Source organism: Streptomyces griseus (genome assembly GCF_900460065.1).
In the GTDB taxonomy this organism is placed as follows: Bacteria; Actinomycetota; Actinomycetes; order Streptomycetales; family Streptomycetaceae; genus Streptomyces; species Streptomyces griseus.
The window spans coordinates 1-19150 of the sequence record NZ_UAVD01000019.1 but is presented as its reverse complement, the minus strand read 5'-3'; the positions used below and the strand labels follow the sequence as shown (position 1 = coordinate 19150).

Sequence of the window (19150 nt, the reverse complement as noted above, 5' to 3'; positions counted from 1 at the left end):
CTCGCCTGCGGGCCGGGGCTCAGCCGGCGGTGACCCGCAACGTGCCGGAGGCCGTGGCGTCCGGGCCCGAGCCGTCCGAGGGGGCCGCTGTCAGCCGCCAGGTGTAGCCGCCGGCCGGGACCGGGGCACCGGAGGCGGACGTACCGTCCCAGTCCACCCGTACCGCGCCCCGCGTGTCCTCGCCCGTCCAGGTGCGGACGGTCTCGCCGGTCGAGCGGCGCACCAGCGTCACCTTCCAGGACGCGGCCGGCTTGGAGAGCCACCATGCGGCGCTCCACGCTCCCGCCGAGGTGGCGGGCACGGTGCTGTGGCCGACGCCGAGCGGGGAGACGGCCTGCTGCGGGGCGGTGACGTGCACGGTGTCGTCCGTCCCGACCCAGGCGAGCTTGCCCGCCGCCGGGTCCAGGGTCCAGGTGGAGCCCCGGCCGTCGCCGGTCGCGGGCGGCTTCACGCCCGTGACGGTGCCCAGGTCGCCGGTGGACCCGTCGGGCCGCAGAGCGGTCAGGCGCAGCTCCCCGGACGCCTCGCGCGCGGCCAGGAACCGGTCGCCCAGCAGGACTCCGGAGACCGGTGCGGGGAAGTCCCGGTGGGTCGCCGTGTCGTACACGCCCGCGGCGTCCTGCGAGGCACAGCTCCAGTACACGAGGGTGCCGGCGGCCTGGAGCTCGGAGGGCACGCAGTCGACGCCCAGGTCATGGCTCCCGGTCGCCCGCCCGGAGCGCGGGTCGACCACGTTCACCGTGCCGGGCTTGCCCGGGGCCGACTTGATCAGCCGGTCCCCGTCCAGCGCCGCGCCCTGCACCGGCTGGTCGCGGACGACGAGGTCGCGGGCGGTGTCGACGACGTACTGCCGGCCGCCCGCCTCGTACAGCACGAATTCCGGTGAGGCGTCCAGGATGCGGCCGCCCGTGCCGGGCAGGACCAGGCCCTGGGACGGCCGCTCCGGGTCGTCGCCCGTGACCAGCGTGTCCTTGCCGGTGGCCGGGTCGGCGACCAGCCGGGCCAGACCCTCGTCCGTGCCGTCGGTGAACCGGCCCGCCGCGAGACCGGGGAAGTCGGCGAGCCGGGCGCCCTCCGCCGGGTCGAGGCCGGTCCCGACGGCCTTGCCGTGCAACGTGTCCTTCCCGGCCAGCGAGTTGACGTACCGCAGCCGCCCCCGGTCGAGGCTCAGGGCCCCGATCTCGCCGTCCGCCGTCCTGACCTTCGGGACCTCGCGCATCACCAGGTCGAAGACGGTTCCGCTGCCGTCCTGGGTGAACACGTGGATGGCTCGCCTGCCGTCGGCGTCCTTGCCGAGCGCCAGCACGTCCCCGTAGCCCTCGGCCCGGAGCTGGGCGAACTCCACCGTGGGCAGGAGCGTGCGCTCGGTGTCCACGCCGGCGTGCGGTGTGAGCCGCAGCGGGCCGCCGAGGCCCTCGTGCCAGACGACGCTGTCCTCCACGACGAACGCGGTGACCTCGCTGTCCGGGGACCGGGTGTCCAGCGGGACGACCTCGGGCGTGCCCGTGCCGCTGCGCGGGAGGATGCGGAGGCCCTGGCCCCCGCTGCCGTTCCGCGAGAACCAGCTGACGTTCATCTGGGTGATGCGGAAGCTGCTCGCGTCACCGGTCACCGGCAGCGGCTTCACCCGGCCGTCGTACGCGGTGAGGATGCCGTAGCCCGGGGAGCCGTCCGCGAGGCGGTAGCCGATGAGGACCTCGCTGCCCTGGGCGCCGAGCACCACGGGCCGGGCGTCCGTGGTGGCGCCGGCGGGCAGCCGCACGACGGGGTCCGCCGACGGGGCCCCGCCCCGGGCCACCCGCATCTCGTACGTCCCGTCGCCCTTGTCGACGGTGACCACCACCCAGCCGGCCGCGAACCGCGGGTTGAGGTATCCGGCGGGCACCGTGAGGGTGCTGTTGAAGGCGGGGTCCTCGATGCCGATCCGTACGACGTCCGTCCCGCCGTCCGCACGCTGCCGCGTGTAGATGGCCCGGTTGTGCTCGTCGTGGCCGCCCACGAGCAGTTCTTCCGGCACCTCGGCGAGCTCGGTGACGACCCTGGTCCGCCTGTTGTACGAGTTCGTCCAGAGGTAGTCGTCGCCCTCCCGGTGCAGTACCCCGTACCTGCCGGTCGCCAGGATCTTCTCGGGCCCCTCGCCGAACGCGTCGGGCGCGGGTATCAGGATCTCGGCCGCCTCCGCCCCGGCGGCGTGTGCCGTGGCCGGCAGCGCGGTGGCGAGCCCCGCGGCCAGCACCACCGCGACGGCCGCCGCTCCCGCGGCCCGTCCGGTACGGCGGTTGCCTGCGCGGCTGTTCGTGTACAGGTGTCGGGACACCTGACCCCCCTTGTCAGTTGACCGATGGTGCGCATCCGCGATGCGAACGCGATCAAGCTTATTCACCTGTGGGGGAGTTGTGACCGAAACATGCGGAAGTAGTGATACGGAGCGCTCGCTACCGCAGGCTCACCCACCACGCGGCCACGCCGCCGAGGACGATCAGCCCGCACATCACCGCGTTGCTCCGCCGGTAGTCCACGAGGATCGCGGTGAACTCACGGAGCGTCGCGTTGGGCCAGAAGTAGGCGGCCGTGGGAGAGCCCACCACCTGCCCCCGGATGCGGACCCGGCGGGCGGTGAGGGCGGCGCGGAAGGCGTGGTAGTTGTTCGTGACGACGACGCACCGGTAGTCGGGCTTCGCCTTCTCCATGATCGCCTTGCTGAACCGCAGGTTCTCCTCGGTGTTCGTCGACCGGTCCTCCCGCTCGATGAGGTGCTCGGGGAACCCCTCGGCCACCAGGTGGTCGGCCATGGCGTGCGACTCCGGCAGGTCCTCGTCGGGCCCCTGCCCGCCCGAGGTGATGAGCACGGGGGACCCGCCGCGCCGGGAGAGCCGCGCGTGGACCGCCTGACCCCGCTTCAGCCGGCTCGCCAGCAGCGGCGGCACGGTGGACCCGCCGACGAGCCCCGAGCCCAGGACGACGACGAAGTCGGCCTTGCGGCGCACCCGCAGCCGCCCGTACAGGAACGCGTAGCAGACGAAGCAGAGGAACAGGAACGAGAAGTAGACCGCCAGCCCGCCGGCCGCCGTCGCCACGCCGATCAGCACCGGTGTCCGCAGGGCGGCGGCGATGGCGAGCAGGGCGACCACCGCGAGGATGGCCAGTGCGGCCAGCAGGGAGAGCAGGTTCGACGGACTTCTCCCCTCCTTGCGCAGCATGCGTACGCCGTTGAGGAAGAGGAAGCACGTCAGCACGAGCACCGCCACCGCCCCCAGGCCCAGCAGCGACCACACCACGACGGGCGCGGAGACGGAGCCGGAGTCGACCAGCCGGTACAGCAGACCGGCCAGCGCGCAGAGCACGGCGAGTCCGAGGACGACGGCGTTGCTGAACTTGCGGCGCTCGCGCAGCACGCTCACGCAGAAGACGAGGAAGAGGAGCGCCGCCGGGGCGTAGACGAGCATGAGCACAGACTAGGCAGCACTCCGGGAGCCGTTGACGGCGAGGGTGTGCGGAACCGGGCCCCGGCGGGGGGCGGGGCGGCCGGTGGCCGGCCCCTGTGCGAGGCTCCGCCCCATGAGACGGAGCTTCACACTGCACGGCGGCGCGGCGGCCGCGCTGAGTGCCGCCGCCCTGGTACTGGCCGCGCTCACCTGGCTCCCCGGCGCGCTGCCGTTGTTCGAGCCGGCGTGGCCGATGGTGGCGGTCTTCTGCCTGGCCCTGCTGCTGTTCCTGGCCGCCCTGGCACGTCAGTTCGCGACCGGTGCGGATCGCAGTGCGCAGTGGCAGGCGTTCCGCTGCCTGCCCGGCAGGGTGCGGGCGGGGCTCGGATTCCTGCTGGCCTCCAGCGCGGTCATCATCGTGCTGGGGTTCGTGGCGGCGGGGGACCAGCGGCTCCAGGACGCGGAGGCGCGCGAGGGCCGCTACGTCGCCCACGACACATCGGTGCCCACGGACCGGGCGGTCGAGCTGACGCGCGAGGAGTACCTCGCCCTGCTGCCGAGCAGCCGCCGGATGATGTTCGTGATCCCGGGGCTCCTGTCCGCCACCGCCGCCGCCCTCGTGCTGGCGGCCGGGGAGTTGCGCCGCGCGGACGACGCCTCCGCCGTCCGGTGACGGAGGCGGCGGCGGACCCCGCCCGGGACGGTGATCCCCGATCGGGGCGTGCCCTTTGCGGGGTCCGGGCCGTTGAACCCGTCATGAAGAAGCGAAGCGTACTCGCCGCCCTCACCCTCGCCACCGGAGCGGTCATCGCCGCCATCTCCCCGCCCCCGGGAGGCGGGGACACCGCGCACGCCGCCGAGCCGCCCGTCAGCCTGGGCGCGCTGGACAACGTCGGCGAGCTCGGCACGCTGGTCGACGGTGCGGCGGGGGCCACCACCTCCACCGCCGGCACGGTCACGAGCACCGTGGAAGGCGCCAAGCTCAGCTGAACCGGCTGGGAACGGAAGGGTGGGGCGGCGGCCGAAGGGCCGCCGCCCCACCCTTCTCCGTGCCCGGAGTCTCCCGGTCGCACCCCGGCCTCCTGGTCGGGCCTCAGCGCCCCGGCGTACCGACCCCGTACGACCGCACGAGGCGGGCCAGCTGCCGGCCCGCCGCGAGGAGGGGCTCCTCGCTCCGGTTGACCTGGGCGGTGACCTCGGCGCCCTCCAAGGCGCTGATGACGGTGGTCGCCAGCTCGTGGGCGGCCTCCGCCGGGAATCCGCAGCCGAGCAACTTGTCGCGGACGAGCCGCTCCCAGCCGTTCAGCGCGTCGGCGCAGACCTGCTGGAGCTCCGAGGCGGTCCCGAGCGTCTCCAGGGCCGCCGCCGTCACCGGGCAGCCGTCGACCCAGCCCGACTCCCTGAGTTCGGCGGCCAACCGGCGGGTGCAGGCGAGCACCGCCTCCGCCGGGTCGGCCTCGCCGTCGAGGGCGTCCTCCAGCAGCGCTGTGAACTCCCGCGCGCTGTACCGGATCGCGGCGACCGCCACGGCCTCCTTGCCGCCCGGGAAGAAGTGGTAGATCGATCCCAGTGTGGCCTGCGACTCCGCCGCGATCTGCTTGATGCCGGTGCCGACGTAGCCCTGCCGCTGGATGAGGCGCGCGGTCGCCACGACGATCCGGTCCCGGGTGCTGGTCTCCATGCCGTCACTGTAGCGGGCATTGGGTAGAGCGTTCGTTCTAGAGCTGTGCTACGTTCTGGTCGTGCTCTGAATAGAGCGATCGTTTTAGTCGGGCGGCGGTGCTGACCTCCCGCCCGGCCGACCTGTTGGAGGCAGGCAATGAACAGCGCGCGGAACGCCGTCACCGTCATCGGGCTGGGCCCCATGGGCCACGCGATGGCCGAGGTCCTGCTCGATCGCGGATACGCGGTCACCGTCTGGAACCGCACCGCCTCCCGTGCCGACGGCCTGGTGGCGCGGGGGGCGACGCTCGCGCAGAGCCCGGCCGAGGCCGTCGTGGCGAACGAGGTGGTCATCATCAGCCTCACGGATTACGCGGCGGTCGACGCCGTGCTGGAGCCCGCCACGCACGCCCTGGACGGCCGGGTCCTGCTCAACCTCACCTCCGCCACGCCCGAGGAGGCCCGCGCCGGAGCGCGCTGGGCGGCCGACCACGGGGCCGTACAGCTCACCGGTGGCGTCAACGTGCCTCCGTCCGGCATCGGGCAGCCCGAGTCGTTGACCTTCTACAGCGGGCCGCGCGAGGTGTTCGACCGGCACCGGGCGGTGCTCGACGTGCTGACCGGCCGGGCCGAGCACCAGGGCGAGGACCCGGGACATGCCGCGCTGCTCTACCAGCTCGGCGTGGGCATGTTCTGGACCGCCATGCTGGGCTACTGGCAGGCCGTCGCGCTGGCCCGCGCGAACGGCCTGACGGCGGCCGACTTCCTGGCGCAGGCCGACGACACGGCGAACTCCCTCACGCGGTTCTTCGCCTTCTACGCCGACCGCATCGACTCCGGGGTGCACACCGGCGACGTGGACCGCCTGGCCATGGGGATGGCGAGCGTCGAGCACGTCCTGCGGACCAACGCCGACTCGGGCGTCGACACCGCCCTCCCGGCCGCCGTCGTCGACCTGTTCCGCCGGGGAGTGGAGGCGGGGCGCGGCGCGGACAGCTTCTCGGCCCTGGTGGAGCTGATGGCGAAGCCCGGGGCGTAGCGCTTCGCCGCACCGACCGATCCGGGCACGGCCGGTCGGGTCCGGCAGGATGGCCGCTTCCTACGGTGAACGGGCAAGGGAAGGAGTCAGGAGTTGCTGGAACGGCTGAACGAGGCGATGGAGCACATCGAGGCACACCTCGGTGAGCGCGTCGAGGCGGCGGAGCTCGCCCGGATCGCGATGACGTCGGAGTACCACTTCCGCCGGATGTTCTCCGCGCTCGCGGGACTCCCGCTGTCGGACTACGTCCGCCGCCGCCGCATGACGGTCGCGGGGGCCGAGGTGCTCGGCGCCCCCGACCGGACGCTGCTGGACGTGGCGGTGCGGTACGGGTACGACACGGGGGAGGGCTTCGCCCGCGCCTTCCGGGCCGTGCACGGCATCGGCCCCGGCGAGGCCCGGCGGAGCGGTGCGGTTCTGCGGTCCCAGCAACGGCTGACCTTCCGACTCGTCGTCGAAGGGAGTACGGCCATGCAGTACCGGCTTGTGGAGAAGGACGCGTTCCGGGTGGTGGGCAGGAGGGCCCGCGTCCCGCTCGTGCACGAGGGGCCGAATCCGGCCATCGCGGAGTTCATCCGAGGGATCGGCCGGGAGGAGCTGGACCGTATCGCGGCCCTCTCCGACCAGGATCCCGCGGGCCTCGTCGGGGTGAGCGACCAGCTCGACCCGAGCCGCGCGGAGGGCACCGAACTCGACTACTACCACGGGGTCGTCAGCGGCGCGGAGCCCCCGGAGGACCTGGACTCCCTCTCCGTACCGGCGGGGAGCTGGGCGGTCTTCGAGAACGAGGGCGAGTTCCCGGGGGCCCTCCAGTACCTCTGGCGGGACGTCTTCACCCAGTGGTTCCCGTCGAACCCGTACGTCTCGCGGCCCGGCCCGGAGATCCTGCGGGTGCGGCTGACGGAGGAGGGGAAGCGGGCGGAGGCCGAGCTGTGGATCCCCGTGGAGCGCTCGCCCGGCACGTGAGCCGCCGGAACGAAATATGCGGCACGACAGAGGTTTACGGCCATGGGGCATATGCGATGCCTTAATGGTCCAGACCTATTGTGCGGGCGTGCTCCGCTCGCTAGCTTTCTCCTGGCGGCGCGCGCTGATCGGTTCGGCTCTGTCCATTCACTGATGCACAGTCATGTGCGTTGACTGAAATAGGAGTTACCGACATGCACAGACGTATTGCCGCTCTCGCGGTGACCGTGGCGACCGCCGGCGCGATGCTGCTCGGCACCGCCTCGACCGCTTCCGCGACGGGCCCCGGCTTCTACCTCCGCAGCCATCACGCCAGCCTGGCGGAGTGCCAGGCGGTCGGGAACGCCGGCGCCGACAACGCTCTCTGGAGCCGCGTCTTCATCTGTAACCCGTTCGCGGGCAAGCCGGGCGTGTACGAGCTGTGGGTGCGCTACTGATCCCGCCGCGCACGGACGGGAACCGCCCCGCTTCCGGCCGCATCCGCGGTCGGGGGCGGGGCGGTTCCCGTCGTGGACGGGTGCGGGTGCGGCTCGGACGGCCGCGCCGCCCTCTGCTGCCGTGAGCGCAGGGAGGAGCGGAACCCCGGCAAGATCGTGTGGTGCGAGTCCGCTCTCTCCTGACTTGCTGTTCCGGCAAGGATGTTTGTCGTTTCGGCCCTGCCGCGCGCACCATCTCCACAACCGGAGGTGGTCCGTATGGAGAGCAGGAGTGACGAGATGAAGCAGCGGCGGTACGACGTGGTCATCGTGGGCGGCGGGGCCGCCGGTCTGAGCGGGGCGCTGACCCTGGCGCGGGCCCGGCGCTCGGTCCTGGTGATCGACGCGGGCGAGCCCCGCAACGCGCCCGCGTCCCACATCCACAACTACCTGGGGCGCGAGTCGACCCCGCCCGGCGAGCTGCTGGCGATCGGCCGGGGCGAGGCCGCCGGGTACGGGGCGGAGATCGTCGCGGGCCGGGTGGCCTCGGCCGAGCGGCTGCCGGGGGAGCAGGGCTTCCGGGTGGAGACGGAGGACGGCCGGAGCGTCGAGGCGCGCAGGCTGCTGGTGACGACGGGGCTCGTCGACGAGCTGCCGCCCGTGCCGGGTCTGGCGGAGCGCTGGGGGCGCGAGGTGCTGCACTGCCCGTACTGCCACGGCCGCGAGGTGGCGGACCGCCCGATCGGCGTACTCGCCACCGGCCCCCTCGCCGTGCACCAGGCGCTGATGTGGCGGCAGTGGAGCGAGGACGTCACCCTCTTCCGCCACACGGGCCCGGAGCCCTCGGACGAGGAGTACGAGCAGCTCGCCGCCCGGGGCGTGGCCGTGGTGGACGGCGAGGTGACGGGCCTGGAGGTCGCGGACGACCGGTTCACCGGCGTACGGCTGGCCGGTGGCCGGGTGATCCCCCGCGAGGCGCTGGTGGTCCAGGCGCGCTTCGTCGCGCGTTCGGCCGTGCTGGAGTCGCTGGGCCTGGTCCCGGTCGCGCAGGAGATGGGCGGCGAGGTGATCGGCACCTACGTCCCGACCGACCCGACCGGCGCGACCGAGGTCCCCGGAGTCTGGGCGGCGGGCAACGTCACCCGCCTCACCGAGCAGGTCATCGGTGCCGCCGCGGCGGGCCTCATGGCGGCGGGCGCGGTCAACGGCGACCTGATCGCCGAGGACACCCGGAACGCGGTGGAGGCGCGGCGGCGCGGCTGAGCGGGGCGCCGCCACGAGACGTCACGAGATCAGGGCCCCGAGGAGGTCGCGGGCCCATCCGAAGAACGTATGCACCAGCACCGCCAGCACCACCAGGATGCCGAGGATCACGGCGGTGACCCAGGAGCAGCTGCCCCCGGGTCCCGCCGCGGGCTCGTCACGCCCGCCCAGCTCCCCATCGAACAGATCCATGGCCCGTCCCCGTCCCACCCCGTCGGCGTCACCCGAGACCGGGTGATCGGAGCCCCCCGGCTCCGTGGGGTGCAGCCTCGCACGGTCGGACGGCCCGCGGGGCGCGGCGCCGTACTCAGGCCGGGGGGCGAACGTACTCAGCCGGCTCGGCCCGCCCCGGATGCGGGCGGCTGCCCGTGCCGGTCCACGCCCCCGCCCGTCCGGCGTAACGCAGGCAGGTCAATGACGGAGCTCCCGGGTGAGGGGCGAGGCCGGAGGGATGTGTGAGTTCCGTTTGAGGGGATACGCGGAGGGTCCCGGCACCACGAGGGTGGCCGGGCCTCGGCACCATCAAGGGAGTTTTCCGTGGGCATCATCGCCTGGATCCTCATCGGCCTGTTCGCGGGGCTCATCGCCAAGGCGCTGACGCCGGGCAAGGACCCCGGGGGCTGCCTCGTCACGATCGTCATCGGCATCGTGGGCGGGCTGCTCGGCGGCTGGCTCGGCAAGGTGATCTTCGGCGTCGACTCGATCGACGGATTCTTCAGCCTCTCGACGTGGGTCGCCGCCGTGGTCGGTTCGGTGATCGTCCTGCTCGTCTACCGGCTGGTCACCGGACAGCGGTCGCGCTGACGCTGCGCCGAGTGCCGGCGGGAGCGATTCCTCGACGAGTCGATTCGTCCGTGTCTGCCTACATTGGCAGAGGGTCAGTAGGGCAGCCGTACGGGGAACCATCGCCGACACGTCCGCGGAAGACAAACAAGAGGACAAGAGGGAACGACGACATGACCGACACCTCTCGCAAGCCGACCACCTCCGACTCCGGCGCCCCGGTGGAGAGCGACGAGCATTCGCTCACCGTTGGCGCGGGCGGGCCGATCCTGCTCCAGGACTCGTACCTGATCGAGCAGATGGCCCAGTTCAACCGCGAACGCATCCCCGAACGGCAGCCGCACGCCAAGGGGAGCGGCGCCTTCGGGAAGTTCGAGGTGACCGCGGACGTCTCCGCGTACACGAAGGCGGCTCTCTTCCAGCCCGGCACGACGACCGACCTGGTCATCAGGTTCTCCACCGTGGCCGGGGAGCGGGGCAGCCCGGACACCTGGCGTGACCCCCGCGGCTTCGCGGTGAAGTTCTACACCAGCGAAGGCAACTACGACATGGTGGGCAACAACACCCCCGTGTTCTTCGTGAAGGACCCGATGAAGTTCCAGCACTTCATCCGGTCGCAGAAGCGCCGCGCGGACAACAACCTCCGCGACCACGACATGCAGTGGGACTTCTGGACCCTCTCGCCCGAGTCGGCCCACCAGGTCACCTGGCTGATGGGCGACCGGGGCATCCCGCGGACCTGGCGCCACATGAACGGCTACACCTCGCACACCTACATGTGGATCAACGCCGAGGGCAAGCGGTTCTGGGTGAAGTACCACTTCAAGACCGACCAGGGCGTCGAGACGTTCACGCAGCACGAGGCCGACCAGATGGCCGCCGCGGACACCGACTACCACACGCGTGACCTCTTCGAGCACATCCGCGACGGCGATTTCCCCAGCTGGACGCTGAAGGTCCAGGTCATGCCGTACGAGGACGCGAAGGACTACCGGTTCAACCCGTTCGACCTCACCAAGGTGTGGCCGCACGGCGACTACCCGCTGATCGAGGTCGGCAGGATGACGCTGGACCGCAACCCCACGGACAACCACGCCGAGATCGAGCAGGCGGCCTTCCAGCCGAACAACCTGGTCCCGGGCATCGGCCCGAGCCCGGACCGCATGCTGCTGGCCCGGCTGTTCAGCTACGCGGACTCGCACCGCTACCGCATCGGCGGCAACTACCAGCAGCTTCCCGTCAACGCCCCCGTCGTCCCGGTGCACACGTACTCCAAGGACGGGGCGATGGCGTACCGGAAGACCAGCGACCCCGTCTACGCCCCGAACTCCAAGGGCGGCCCGGCGGCCGACACCGAGCGCTACGGCACCCCGCCGAGCTGGTACGCCGACGGCGACATCACCCGGGCCGCCTACGTGGACCACGCCGAGGACGACGACTGGGGCCAGGCGGGCACGATGGTCCGCGACGTCCTGGACGACGCGGCGCGGGACCGGCTGGTGGACAACATCGTCGGCCACCTGCTGAACGGGGTGACCGAGCCGGTGCTGAAGCGGGCGTTCCAGTACTGGACGAACGTGGACGCCACCCTCGGCAAGCGCGTCGAGCAGGGCGTCCGCGCGAAGGCGGGCGAGAAGGACCCGAAGGCGGCGGAGCAGGGCAACCCGGCGCGGTCGTCGATGCAGCACAAGGCCTGAGACGGATCCGGCGCCGAACGGCAGGGCCCCCGCCCCGACGGGCGGGGGCCCTGCCGTTTCCGTCCCTGCCCGTGGACCGGGCGGGAGGGCGCCGCGCCCGGCTCGCCCGTTCCGCTGTTCCTGCTCGGGCGCGCGCCCGTCGCCCCGGTCCCGGTCGGGCGGGAGACCACGACGGCTGCCACCGCCGGCCCCGGCCCGTCGCGCGGGTCCGCTCAGTGCTCGATCAGGCCGCCGACCGGGACCGGGGCGACGTGCCCGGAGGGCGGAAGGGTCCGGGCCAGGGCGAGCCCGACGTCCACCAGCGACGACCGGCGCAGACCGGCCACCTCGGCCGGCGGGGTCCACACCGACGCGGCGGTGTCGCCGTTCGGCTCGGGCCACAGCCGGCCACCGGTGACGCGGACGCGGTAGAACACGCCGATGTTCTGGAGCTCGGGGGCTCCGGGCCGGCGGCGCTCACCCGCCGGAACCACCCGCGAGTCCACGCCGAGCAGACGCTCGACCACGGCCTCCAGGCCGGTCTCCTCGGCTACTTCCCGGATCACCGCGTCGTACGGATCCTCCGCGTGTTCGACCCCGCCGCCCGGCAGGGTCCACGTCCGCTCGCCGCCCGGGCCCACGGCGAGCGCGAGCAGCACCCGCCCGTCCTCGATGCACACCGCGTACGCGGCCAGTCGCCGATCCATCCGGGGAGGCTATCCCCGGCGCGCTCACCGGCATGCGACGGGCCCGTCGCTCTCGGCACCCCCCTCCCCGCTCAAGATCATCGGGGTGCAGAATGACCCGTATGTCGACAACGAACACGCCCCGGACGGCCACGCTCGACGACGCTCCGTCGATCAGCCGCACCCTGGCCCGCGCCTTCGCCGACGACCCGATGATGGGGTGGTTCTTCCCCGGAGGCGCCTCACGCGAGCCCGATCTGGTCCGCTACTTCACCACGATCTTCACCCGGCAGTACGGCCTTCACGGGGTGTGCGAGCGCACCGGGTCGGCGGCCGCGTTCTGGGTGGCGCCCGAGGGGCAGGACAAGGCCGTTCCCGACGCGGAGACCGTCGCGGAGCTGGAGGAGATCCTGGGCGACCGGGCGCCCCTGTTCCGGGAGGCAGTCGGGGCCGCCGCCGAGCAGGGCCCCAAGGAGCCGCACTGGTACCTCGCGGTCGTCGGCGCGGACCCGGCCGCCCGGGGCCAGGGGCACGGGTCGGCCCTGCTGCGCTCCGGGCTGGCCAAGGCCGACGCGGCGGGCCTGCCGGTCTACCTGGAGTCCTCCAAGCCGGACAACCTGCCCTTCTACGAGCACTTCGGCTTCACGGTGCTGGGCGAGGCGGCACTGCCGGGCGGCGGTCCGGCGCTGTGGGTGATGCGGCGCGAGCCCGCCCCGGCCGCGCGCTAGCCGACGCGGCGGGCGGGATCCGAGAGTCCCGCCCGCCGCGTCGGGCCCGCATCGACCACGATCGGCGCTTCGGCCTGTTCAGAGACGGACGGCGGGGAGGGGTTCCACGGCGAACGGGCGGGGCCCGGAGGAGTGCTCGGAGCGGGCGCGCACCAGCGGCAGCGCCTGACGGAGGCCCGCGCCGAGGTGATGCAGCGAGCCGCCGCCGCGCGACTCCCAGACGGCCAACTCCCCGTTCGCGTCGCGTGACGCGGTGTTCCACAACAGGGCGTCGCCGTTCTCGCTCCACGCGAAGACCTCCAGGGTGGCCGCCAGGGACCAGTGGCCGTCCGGCTCGGTCATCCAGTCGAACCCCTCGGCCTCGCCCTCTCGGTAGCTCGCGCGAAAACGCTCCGTGAGCCGCTCACCCCGACCGTGCAGTCCGTCGGCGTACCCCGGCAGAACCGGTGGGTAGACCAGCCACAGCCCGAAGGCGCGCCCCCATCCCGCGTGGCGGACGAACGCCCGATAGGAATCCGGGAGCCCCCCGCCGTCGGGGAAGCGGAATCCGTCGAGGACCTCGAAGTCGATGTGCTCCACCGTCGGTGCGCCCGCAAGACGCAGCTCGGTCACGGGATCGCTGATCATGTCGTGGATCTTAAGCGCTGTCCCGCAATTCCCGGCGGGCGCACGGCGACAGCTACGGCGCCTCGCCGCGTTGTCGAAGCACCCGAATACCTCCCGTACGCGGGTGCGTCTTGGCCTTGCGACGCACCGCGTCTGACGCCGTGCGCTGATCCACCGGGAATTGCGGGACAGCCCTCAGGCCCTGTCGTCAGCCTGCCGCCCCCGCCCACGTCTCCGGCGCCCACACCCCCGACCGCTTCAGCGACGCCGGGCAGTGGCGGAAGATCTCGTCGATCTCGACCACCAGGGCCAGTTTCGGGCGCTGGCCCTTCAGCGTCATCGCGTCGAAGAACGGGGCGTCCGTGACGATGTGGGCCCGGCCGTTGATGCGCAGGACGTCCATCGCGCCCGGTATCAGGTAGAGCAGGCCCACGCGCGGGTTCGCCAGGATGTTGTGGAAGCTGTCCGCGCGGCGGTTGCCCGGGCGGTCGGGCAGGGCGATGGTGCCCGGGTCCAGGACGTGGGTGAAGCCGGGGGCGTCGCCGCGCGGGGTGGCGTCGCAGTTGCCGGCCGCGTCCGACGTCGCCATGGTGCAGAGCGGCGAGCGGGCCAGCAGGTCCAGGTCGTCGTCGGTGAGCCGGTCGTGGACCTTGTCGATGACGATCGGATGCGGGGTCCCCAGGAGTTCACGCAGTTCTTCCGCCGAGCCCAGGGGCACGGCCCCGGCCAGAGGGCCGATGACGGGGGCGGCGGGGTCGGCGGCGTACGACAAGGAAGTGCTCCGGAGCTCGTGGGGTGCGGCAGCGCGCGGTCGAACAGGCGCTGTTAGGGTGACCTTACTTTGGGCCCCCCTGTGTTCCCCGTCCGGGGTGGACCGGCCGGCGAGGGCGCCCCCGTGCCCGGGGAATCCCCGGCGCTGACCCGTGCCCGGGGCTCACCCGTGCCCGGGGAGCCCCCGGCGCCCGACGAACAAGCGTGAGGAACGAACAGTGCACCACCGCATTCCGGCCGCCCCGGTGGCACGGGCGTGAGCGGCCCCGCCCTCCTGGCGAAGGAGAAGGCGTCGGGCGGCGGCAAGGAGACGCGGCGCAAGCGCAGCCGGCCCGTCCTCGCCCTCGGCCTGCTCGGGGCCCTCGCCGTACTCTTCCTCACCGTGGTCGCCAGTCTCGCCGTCGGCTCCGGCGACGTGCCCTTCCGGGACGTCGTCGACGGGGTCCTCGACCCGGACACCTCGGTCAAGGGCCAGCTCATCGTCCAGGAGGTCCGCATCCCGCGCACCGTCGCCGGGCTGCTGGCAGGCGCCGCCCTCGGCCTCGCGGGCACGGTGATGCAGGGCGTCGCCCGCAACCCCCTCGCCGACCCCCAGCTCCTCGGCATCAACGCGGGCGCGTCCGTGGCCGTGGTGTGCTCGATCACCCTGCTCGGGTTCACGGTCGCCACCCAGTTCATCTGGTTCGGCTTCCTCGGCGCGCTGCTCGCCGCCCTCCTCGTCTACGGGGTCGGCTCGCTCGGGCGGGAGGGCGCCACCCCGGTGAAGCTGGCCCTGGCGGGGGCCGCGACCGCCGCCGTCCTCACCTCGGTCACCAGCGCGATCCTGCTCCAGGACCGGGGGAGCTACGACCAGTTCCGGTTCTGGCAGCTCGGGGCGCTGAACGCCCGGCCCGCCGAGGTGCTGTGGCAGGTCTCGCCGTTCATCCTCGTCGGCACCGTCCTCGCCCTGGCCCTCGGGCCGCAGCTCAACGCCCTCTCCCTCGGCGACGACCTGGCCCGCGGCCTCGGCCAGCGGGTCGGGGCCATCCGGATGGTGTCCGCCCTCGCCGTGGTGATCCTCTGCGGCGCGGCCACCGTCGTCGCCGGGCCCATCGGCTTCGTCGGCCTCGCCGTACCGCACGCCGCCCGCCTCATCACCGGACCCGACTACCGCTGGGTGCTCCCGTACAGCATGGTTCTGGCCCCCGTCATGCTCCTCGTCGCCGACATCGTCGGCCGCGTCGTCGCCCGCCCCGGAGAGGTCCAGGTCGGTGTGATCACGGCCGCCATCGGCTGCATCCCGTTCATCTGGCTGGTCCGGCGCAGGAAGCTGGTGGAACTGTGAGCCGGGAGACCGCCGTCGCCGGGGACGTCGCCCGCGCGGACGGGGAGCGGCTCGCCGACGCCGTACGCCAGGTGTCCGCCGTACGCGGCCGGAGCCTGCGGCGCTCCGTGGCCGTCGGCACGGCCCTGCTGGCCGCCGTGGCCGTCGTGTTCGGCGTCTCGCTCGCCGTCGGCGACATGGTGATGCCGATCGGGAAGGTCGTCGCCACCCTGTTCGGCGGCGGCGACGGCGGATCGCGGTTCGTCGTGCTGGAACTGCGGCTGCCCCGCGCCCTCCTGGCGATCCTCGTCGGCGTCGCGTTCGGACTCTCCGGAGCCGTCTTCCAGACCGTGCTGCGCAACCCCCTCGCCAGCCCCGACCTCATCGGCATCAGCGCCGGGGCCAGCGCGGTCGCCGTCACCGCAGCCCTGGTCTTCCAGGTCAGCGGACTCGCCCTGTCCGCGAGCGCCCTCACCGGCTCCCTGGGCGCCGGAGCCGCCATCTATCTGCTCGCCTGGCGGCAGGGCATCGCCGGCCAGCGCCTGGTCCTCGTCGGCATCGGCGTCGGCATGGGGCTGTCCAGCATCGTCTGGTACGTGATGGCCCGCTCCGAGGCCACCGACGCGCAGGAGGCGTTCCGCTGGCTCGCGGGCAGCCTCAACGGCCGTTCCTGGAGCCAGGTGTGGCCGCTGCTCACCGCCCTCGGCGTCCTCGTCCCGCTCACTGTCCTCGCCGCCCACGCGCTGCGCCCCCTCCAGCTCGGGGACGACGCCGCCGCCGGGCTCGGCGCGAAGGTCGAGGGCGGGCGGCTCGCCCTGCTGGGCTGCGCCACCGCGCTCGCCGGGGTCGCGACCGCCGCCGCCGGACCCGTCGGGTTCGTGGCGTTCGTCGCCGCCCCGATCGCCCGCCGCCTGGTCCCGGGCCGGGGCGCGGCCCTGCCGCAGGCGGCCCTGACCGGGGCCCTGCTGGTCCTGGTCGCCGACTTCGCGGCGCAGCACGCGCTGCCCTCCGTGCAGCTGCCGGTGGGCGTGGTCACCAGCATCATCGGAGCCCCGTATCTGCTCCTGCTCCTGGCCCGCGCCAACCGCGTCGGCAGCGGGGGCTGAGATGAAGAGGTCCCAGGACATGGCGACGTATCGACAGGACGACGAAAGGCATGGCCCCCTCGTGGCCGATCACACCCTGGAAGCCCGGGACGTCCGGCTCGGCTACGGCGAACGCGAGATCGTCCCCGGACTGAGCGTGGCCGTGCCGCCCGGGAGGATCACCGTCATCGTGGGCCCCAACGCCTGCGGGAAGTCGACGCTGCTCCGGGCGATGGCCCGGCTGCTGGCGCCCTCCGCCGGGGCGGTGCTCCTGGACGGCCGGTCCATCCAGGAGATGCCGACGAAGGAGGTCGCCGCCGTGCTCGGCATCCTGCCGCAGAGCCCGACGGCCCCCGAGGGCATCACCGTCTCCGACCTGGTGGGACGTGGCCGCTACCCGCACCAGGGCTGGTTCCGGCGCTGGAGCGCGGAGGACGACGAGGCCGTCGCACGGGCCCTGCTGTCGACCGACGTCCTCGAACTCGCCGACCGTTCGGTGGACGAGCTGTCCGGCGGCCAGCGGCAGCGGGTGTGGATCGCGATGGCCCTCGCCCAGCGCACGGACATCCTGCTGCTCGACGAGCCGACGACCTTCCTGGACGCCAGCCACCAGCTGGACGTCCTGGACCTGCTCACCGACCTCAACCGGGAGCGGGGCGTCACCATGGTGGCCGTGCTGCACGACCTGAACCTGGCCTGCCGGTACGCGGACCACATGATCGCCATGAAGGCGGGGCGGATCGTCGCGGAGGGCCGGCCGGTCGACATCGTGACGGAGGAGCTGGTCGGCGAGGTCTTCGGGATGCGCTGCTCGGTGATCGAGGACCCGGCGTCGGCCACCCCGATGGTCGTGCCGCTGGGCCGCCACCATGTGAGGGACCCGGCCGCCTGAGGTGGGGTACCCCGGGCGGTCGTGCCCGGGGGCAGCCCGATGGCACCGTTGTCATTAGGTGAGGCTAACCTAAAGGGTATGAACGCTTCCGCTTCCCGTGCCCGGCGCCCCCGCCGCACCCCCGTCCTCGCGGCCGGCGCTGTCGCCGCCCTGCTCGTCGGCCTCTCGGCCTGCGGTTCGTCGGACGGTGGTTCCGACGGCTCCGCCGCCTCCGCCTCCGAAGGGGCCTCCTCGGGCGCCTTCCCCGCCAAGGTGGCGACGAAGTTCGGTGAGGTCACCGTCGACAAGCAGCCCAAGCGCATCGTCGCGCTCGGCTGGGGCGACGCCGAGACCGTGCTCGCGCTCGGCGGCCAGCCGGTCGGGGCCAGCGACTGGCTGCCGTTCGGCGGCGAGGGCGTCGGCCCGTGGGCCAAGGGCATGTACGACAAGAAGCCCGAGCTCATCGGCACGATGGAGCCGGAGTTCGAGAAGATCGCCTCCCTCCAGCCCGACCTGATCCTGGACACCAAGTCCAGCGGCGACCAGACCCGTTACGACACCCTGAAGAAGATCGCCCCGACCGTGGGCGTGCCGAAGGGCGGCGACCAGTACAAGCTCTCGTGGGAGCAGCAGGCCACGATGATCGCCGCCGCCATGGGGGTGCCGGAGAAGGGCGAGAAGCTGATCGCGGAGACGGAGAAGAAGTTCGAGGCCGCCGCGAAGGCCCACCCCGAGTTCCAGGACAAGACCATCACGATCGGCTCGCGCACCTCCGAGGGCTTCGGCGTCTACGTCGGCGGCACCGGGCGCATCGACTTCGTCGAGCGGCTCGGCTTCGAGAACAACCCGAAGGCCGAGGCCCAGGCCGGCGAGGGCTTCTCGGTGTCCGTCTCCAAGGAGAACCTGGACCTGCTCGACGCCGACCTGACGGTCATGACCCCGATCGGCATCCCGGCCACCGACATCAGCGGCGACCCGCTGTACAAGGCGGTGCCGTCGGTGAAGGCGGGCAACGCCCTCGTCTTCGACGACAAGGACATCTCCCAGGCGTTCGCCACGGACTCCATCCTGTCCGTCTCGTACGCGCTGGAGAAGGTCGTCCCGATCTTCGCGGAGAAGGTCGCGAAGTAGTCCCGGACGCACCGCGCGCCCCGTCCCCGGGAGAACCGGGTGCGGGGCGCTGCTGTGTACGGGCGGCGCGGCCCGTCGTGTCGGGGCGCCGAGGGCGTCAGGCCGCCGGGGCCGCCTTGATCGCGGAGATGTCGAAGGTCAGCTTCACCTTGTCGCTGACCATGACGCCGCCGGTCTCCAGCGCCGCGTTCCAGGTCAGGCCCCAGTCGGAGCGCAGGATGTCCGCGCTGCCCTCGAAGCCGACGCGCTCGTTGCCGTAGACGTCGGTGGCGGAGCCGTTGAACTCCAGGTCGATGGCGAGCGGGCGCGTGACGTCCTTGATGGTCAGGTCGCCGGTGATCCGGTACGCCTCGCCGCCCAGCTGCTCGGCCCTGGTCGAGCGGAACGTCATGAGGGGGAACTTCTCGGCGTCGAAGAAGTCGCCGCTGACCAGGTGGCCGTCGCGGTCGGCGATGCCGGTGTCCACGCTGGCGATCCTCACGTCGATGGAGGCGGAGGAGTTCGCCGGGTCCGTGCCGTCGACGACCAGGGTGCCCTCGTGCTCACCGAAGGAGCCGCGCACGTTCGTGACCATCGCGTGGCGCACGGTGAAACCGATGCTGCTGTGCGCGGGGTCCAGGGTGTACGTGCCGGTCAGGGCGGCCAGCGCCGGGTCCACCGCGGGGGCCTCGGTGACGGTGGGGGCGGCGGTCGACTTGCGGTTGAACAGAGCCATGGCTCCTCCTCGGGGATGCGCTGC

At 72.7% G+C, this 19150-nt stretch carries 21 protein-coding genes; 13 read left to right on the top strand and 8 right to left on the bottom strand.

The window, feature by feature from the left end; translation table 11 throughout:
* Positions 1–19: 19 nt before the first annotated feature.
* Positions 20–2317: a FlgD immunoglobulin-like domain containing protein gene (locus DTB53_RS08750; RefSeq protein ID WP_012378892.1), complete on the bottom strand. Its 2298-nt coding sequence runs from the start codon at positions 2315–2317 to the stop codon at positions 20–22.
* 118 nt (positions 2318–2435) lie between these two features.
* Positions 2436–3446, bottom strand: coding sequence for a YdcF family protein (locus DTB53_RS08745; RefSeq protein ID WP_012378891.1), 1011 nt, complete (start codon positions 3444–3446; stop codon positions 2436–2438).
* 112 nt (positions 3447–3558) lie between these two features.
* Here DTB53_RS08745 and DTB53_RS08740 point away from each other — a divergent pair, with 112 nt between their 5' ends.
* The gene (locus DTB53_RS08740; RefSeq protein WP_012378890.1) at positions 3559–4098 is read left to right on the top strand and encodes a hypothetical protein; all 540 of its coding nucleotides are present in this window, start codon (positions 3559–3561) and stop codon (positions 4096–4098) included.
* 83 nt (positions 4099–4181) lie between these two features.
* The gene (locus DTB53_RS08735; protein WP_003966039.1) at positions 4182–4415 is read left to right on the top strand and encodes a hypothetical protein; all 234 of its coding nucleotides are present in this window, start codon (positions 4182–4184) and stop codon (positions 4413–4415) included.
* Positions 4416–4518: 103 nt separating this feature from the next.
* Here DTB53_RS08735 and DTB53_RS08730 read toward each other — a convergent pair whose 3' ends face one another.
* A complete protein-coding gene (locus DTB53_RS08730) occupies positions 4519–5106 on the bottom strand; it encodes a TetR/AcrR family transcriptional regulator (protein WP_012378889.1) in 588 nt (195 codons plus the stop codon).
* Positions 5107–5244: 138 nt separating this feature from the next.
* Here DTB53_RS08730 and DTB53_RS08725 point away from each other — a divergent pair, with 138 nt between their 5' ends.
* The 4 genes from DTB53_RS08725 to DTB53_RS08710 all read left to right on the top strand — a co-directional run bounded on the left by DTB53_RS08725 (position 5245) and on the right by DTB53_RS08710 (position 8771).
* Positions 5245–6126, top strand: a complete 882-nt coding sequence (locus DTB53_RS08725) for an NAD(P)-dependent oxidoreductase (protein ID WP_012378888.1) — start codon at positions 5245–5247, stop codon at positions 6124–6126.
* 93 nt (positions 6127–6219) lie between these two features.
* A complete protein-coding gene (locus DTB53_RS08720; RefSeq protein ID WP_012378887.1) occupies positions 6220–7092 on the top strand; it encodes an AraC family transcriptional regulator in 873 nt (290 codons plus the stop codon).
* 194 nt (positions 7093–7286) lie between these two features.
* Positions 7287–7529 (top strand): hypothetical protein, encoded by a 243-nt coding sequence (locus DTB53_RS08715; RefSeq protein ID WP_042496022.1) that lies wholly within the window; start codon positions 7287–7289, stop codon positions 7527–7529.
* Between the two features lie 258 nt (positions 7530–7787).
* Entirely contained in the window at positions 7788–8771 is a 984-nt protein-coding gene (locus DTB53_RS08710; RefSeq protein WP_012378885.1) for an NAD(P)/FAD-dependent oxidoreductase, read from the top strand.
* Positions 8772–8792: 21 nt separating this feature from the next.
* Here DTB53_RS08710 and DTB53_RS36830 read toward each other — a convergent pair whose 3' ends face one another.
* The gene (locus DTB53_RS36830) at positions 8793–8963 is read right to left on the bottom strand and encodes a hypothetical protein (protein ID WP_003966033.1); all 171 of its coding nucleotides are present in this window, start codon (positions 8961–8963) and stop codon (positions 8793–8795) included.
* 345 nt (positions 8964–9308) lie between these two features.
* On the opposite strand from DTB53_RS36830, the gene DTB53_RS08705 reads away from it, so the two are divergent.
* Together DTB53_RS08705 and DTB53_RS08700 are read left to right on the top strand one after the other, a co-directional pair.
* Positions 9309–9575, top strand: coding sequence for a GlsB/YeaQ/YmgE family stress response membrane protein (locus DTB53_RS08705; RefSeq protein ID WP_003966032.1), 267 nt, complete (start codon positions 9309–9311; stop codon positions 9573–9575).
* A 152-nt stretch (positions 9576–9727) separates the two neighbouring features.
* Entirely contained in the window at positions 9728–11251 is a 1524-nt protein-coding gene (locus tag DTB53_RS08700) for a catalase (RefSeq protein WP_012378883.1), read from the top strand.
* Positions 11252–11463: 212 nt separating this feature from the next.
* Here DTB53_RS08700 and DTB53_RS08695 read toward each other — a convergent pair whose 3' ends face one another.
* Positions 11464–11937, bottom strand: coding sequence for an NUDIX hydrolase (locus tag DTB53_RS08695; RefSeq protein WP_012378882.1), 474 nt, complete (start codon positions 11935–11937; stop codon positions 11464–11466).
* Between the two features lie 92 nt (positions 11938–12029).
* On the opposite strand from DTB53_RS08695, the gene DTB53_RS08690 reads away from it, so the two are divergent.
* The gene (locus tag DTB53_RS08690) at positions 12030–12644 is read left to right on the top strand and encodes a GNAT family N-acetyltransferase (RefSeq protein WP_012378881.1); all 615 of its coding nucleotides are present in this window, start codon (positions 12030–12032) and stop codon (positions 12642–12644) included.
* A gap of 78 nt (positions 12645–12722) precedes the next feature.
* Here DTB53_RS08690 and DTB53_RS08685 read toward each other — a convergent pair whose 3' ends face one another.
* Both DTB53_RS08685 and DTB53_RS08680 read right to left on the bottom strand, forming a co-directional pair.
* Entirely contained in the window at positions 12723–13271 is a 549-nt protein-coding gene (locus DTB53_RS08685) for a hypothetical protein (protein WP_012378880.1), read from the bottom strand.
* 187 nt (positions 13272–13458) lie between these two features.
* Positions 13459–14022 (bottom strand): MSMEG_1061 family FMN-dependent PPOX-type flavoprotein, encoded by a 564-nt coding sequence (locus DTB53_RS08680; RefSeq protein ID WP_012378879.1) that lies wholly within the window; start codon positions 14020–14022, stop codon positions 13459–13461.
* A gap of 255 nt (positions 14023–14277) precedes the next feature.
* Between DTB53_RS08680 and DTB53_RS08675 the strand changes: the two genes are divergently transcribed.
* From DTB53_RS08675 to DTB53_RS08660, 4 genes are all read left to right on the top strand, one after another.
* Positions 14278–15345, top strand: coding sequence for a FecCD family ABC transporter permease (locus DTB53_RS08675; RefSeq protein WP_003966026.1), 1068 nt, complete (start codon positions 14278–14280; stop codon positions 15343–15345).
* A complete protein-coding gene (locus DTB53_RS08670; protein WP_012378878.1) occupies positions 15342–16430 on the top strand; it encodes a FecCD family ABC transporter permease in 1089 nt (362 codons plus the stop codon). Before DTB53_RS08675 ends, DTB53_RS08670 begins: the two co-directional genes overlap by 4 nt.
* A 19-nt stretch (positions 16431–16449) precedes the next feature.
* On the top strand, positions 16450–17301 hold the full coding sequence (locus tag DTB53_RS08665; protein ID WP_042498289.1) for an ABC transporter ATP-binding protein: 852 nt from the start codon (positions 16450–16452) through the stop codon (positions 17299–17301).
* Between the two features lie 78 nt (positions 17302–17379).
* Complete coding sequence (locus tag DTB53_RS08660) at positions 17380–18411, top strand: iron-siderophore ABC transporter substrate-binding protein (RefSeq protein ID WP_012378876.1); 1032 nt, start codon at positions 17380–17382, stop codon at positions 18409–18411.
* Positions 18412–18508: 97 nt separating this feature from the next.
* Here DTB53_RS08660 and DTB53_RS08655 read toward each other — a convergent pair whose 3' ends face one another.
* Positions 18509–19126 carry a YceI family protein gene (locus DTB53_RS08655; protein WP_012378875.1) on the bottom strand — a complete coding sequence of 206 codons (618 nt, stop codon included), beginning with the start codon at positions 19124–19126 and terminating at the stop codon, positions 18509–18511.
* Positions 19127–19150 lie beyond the last annotated feature (24 nt).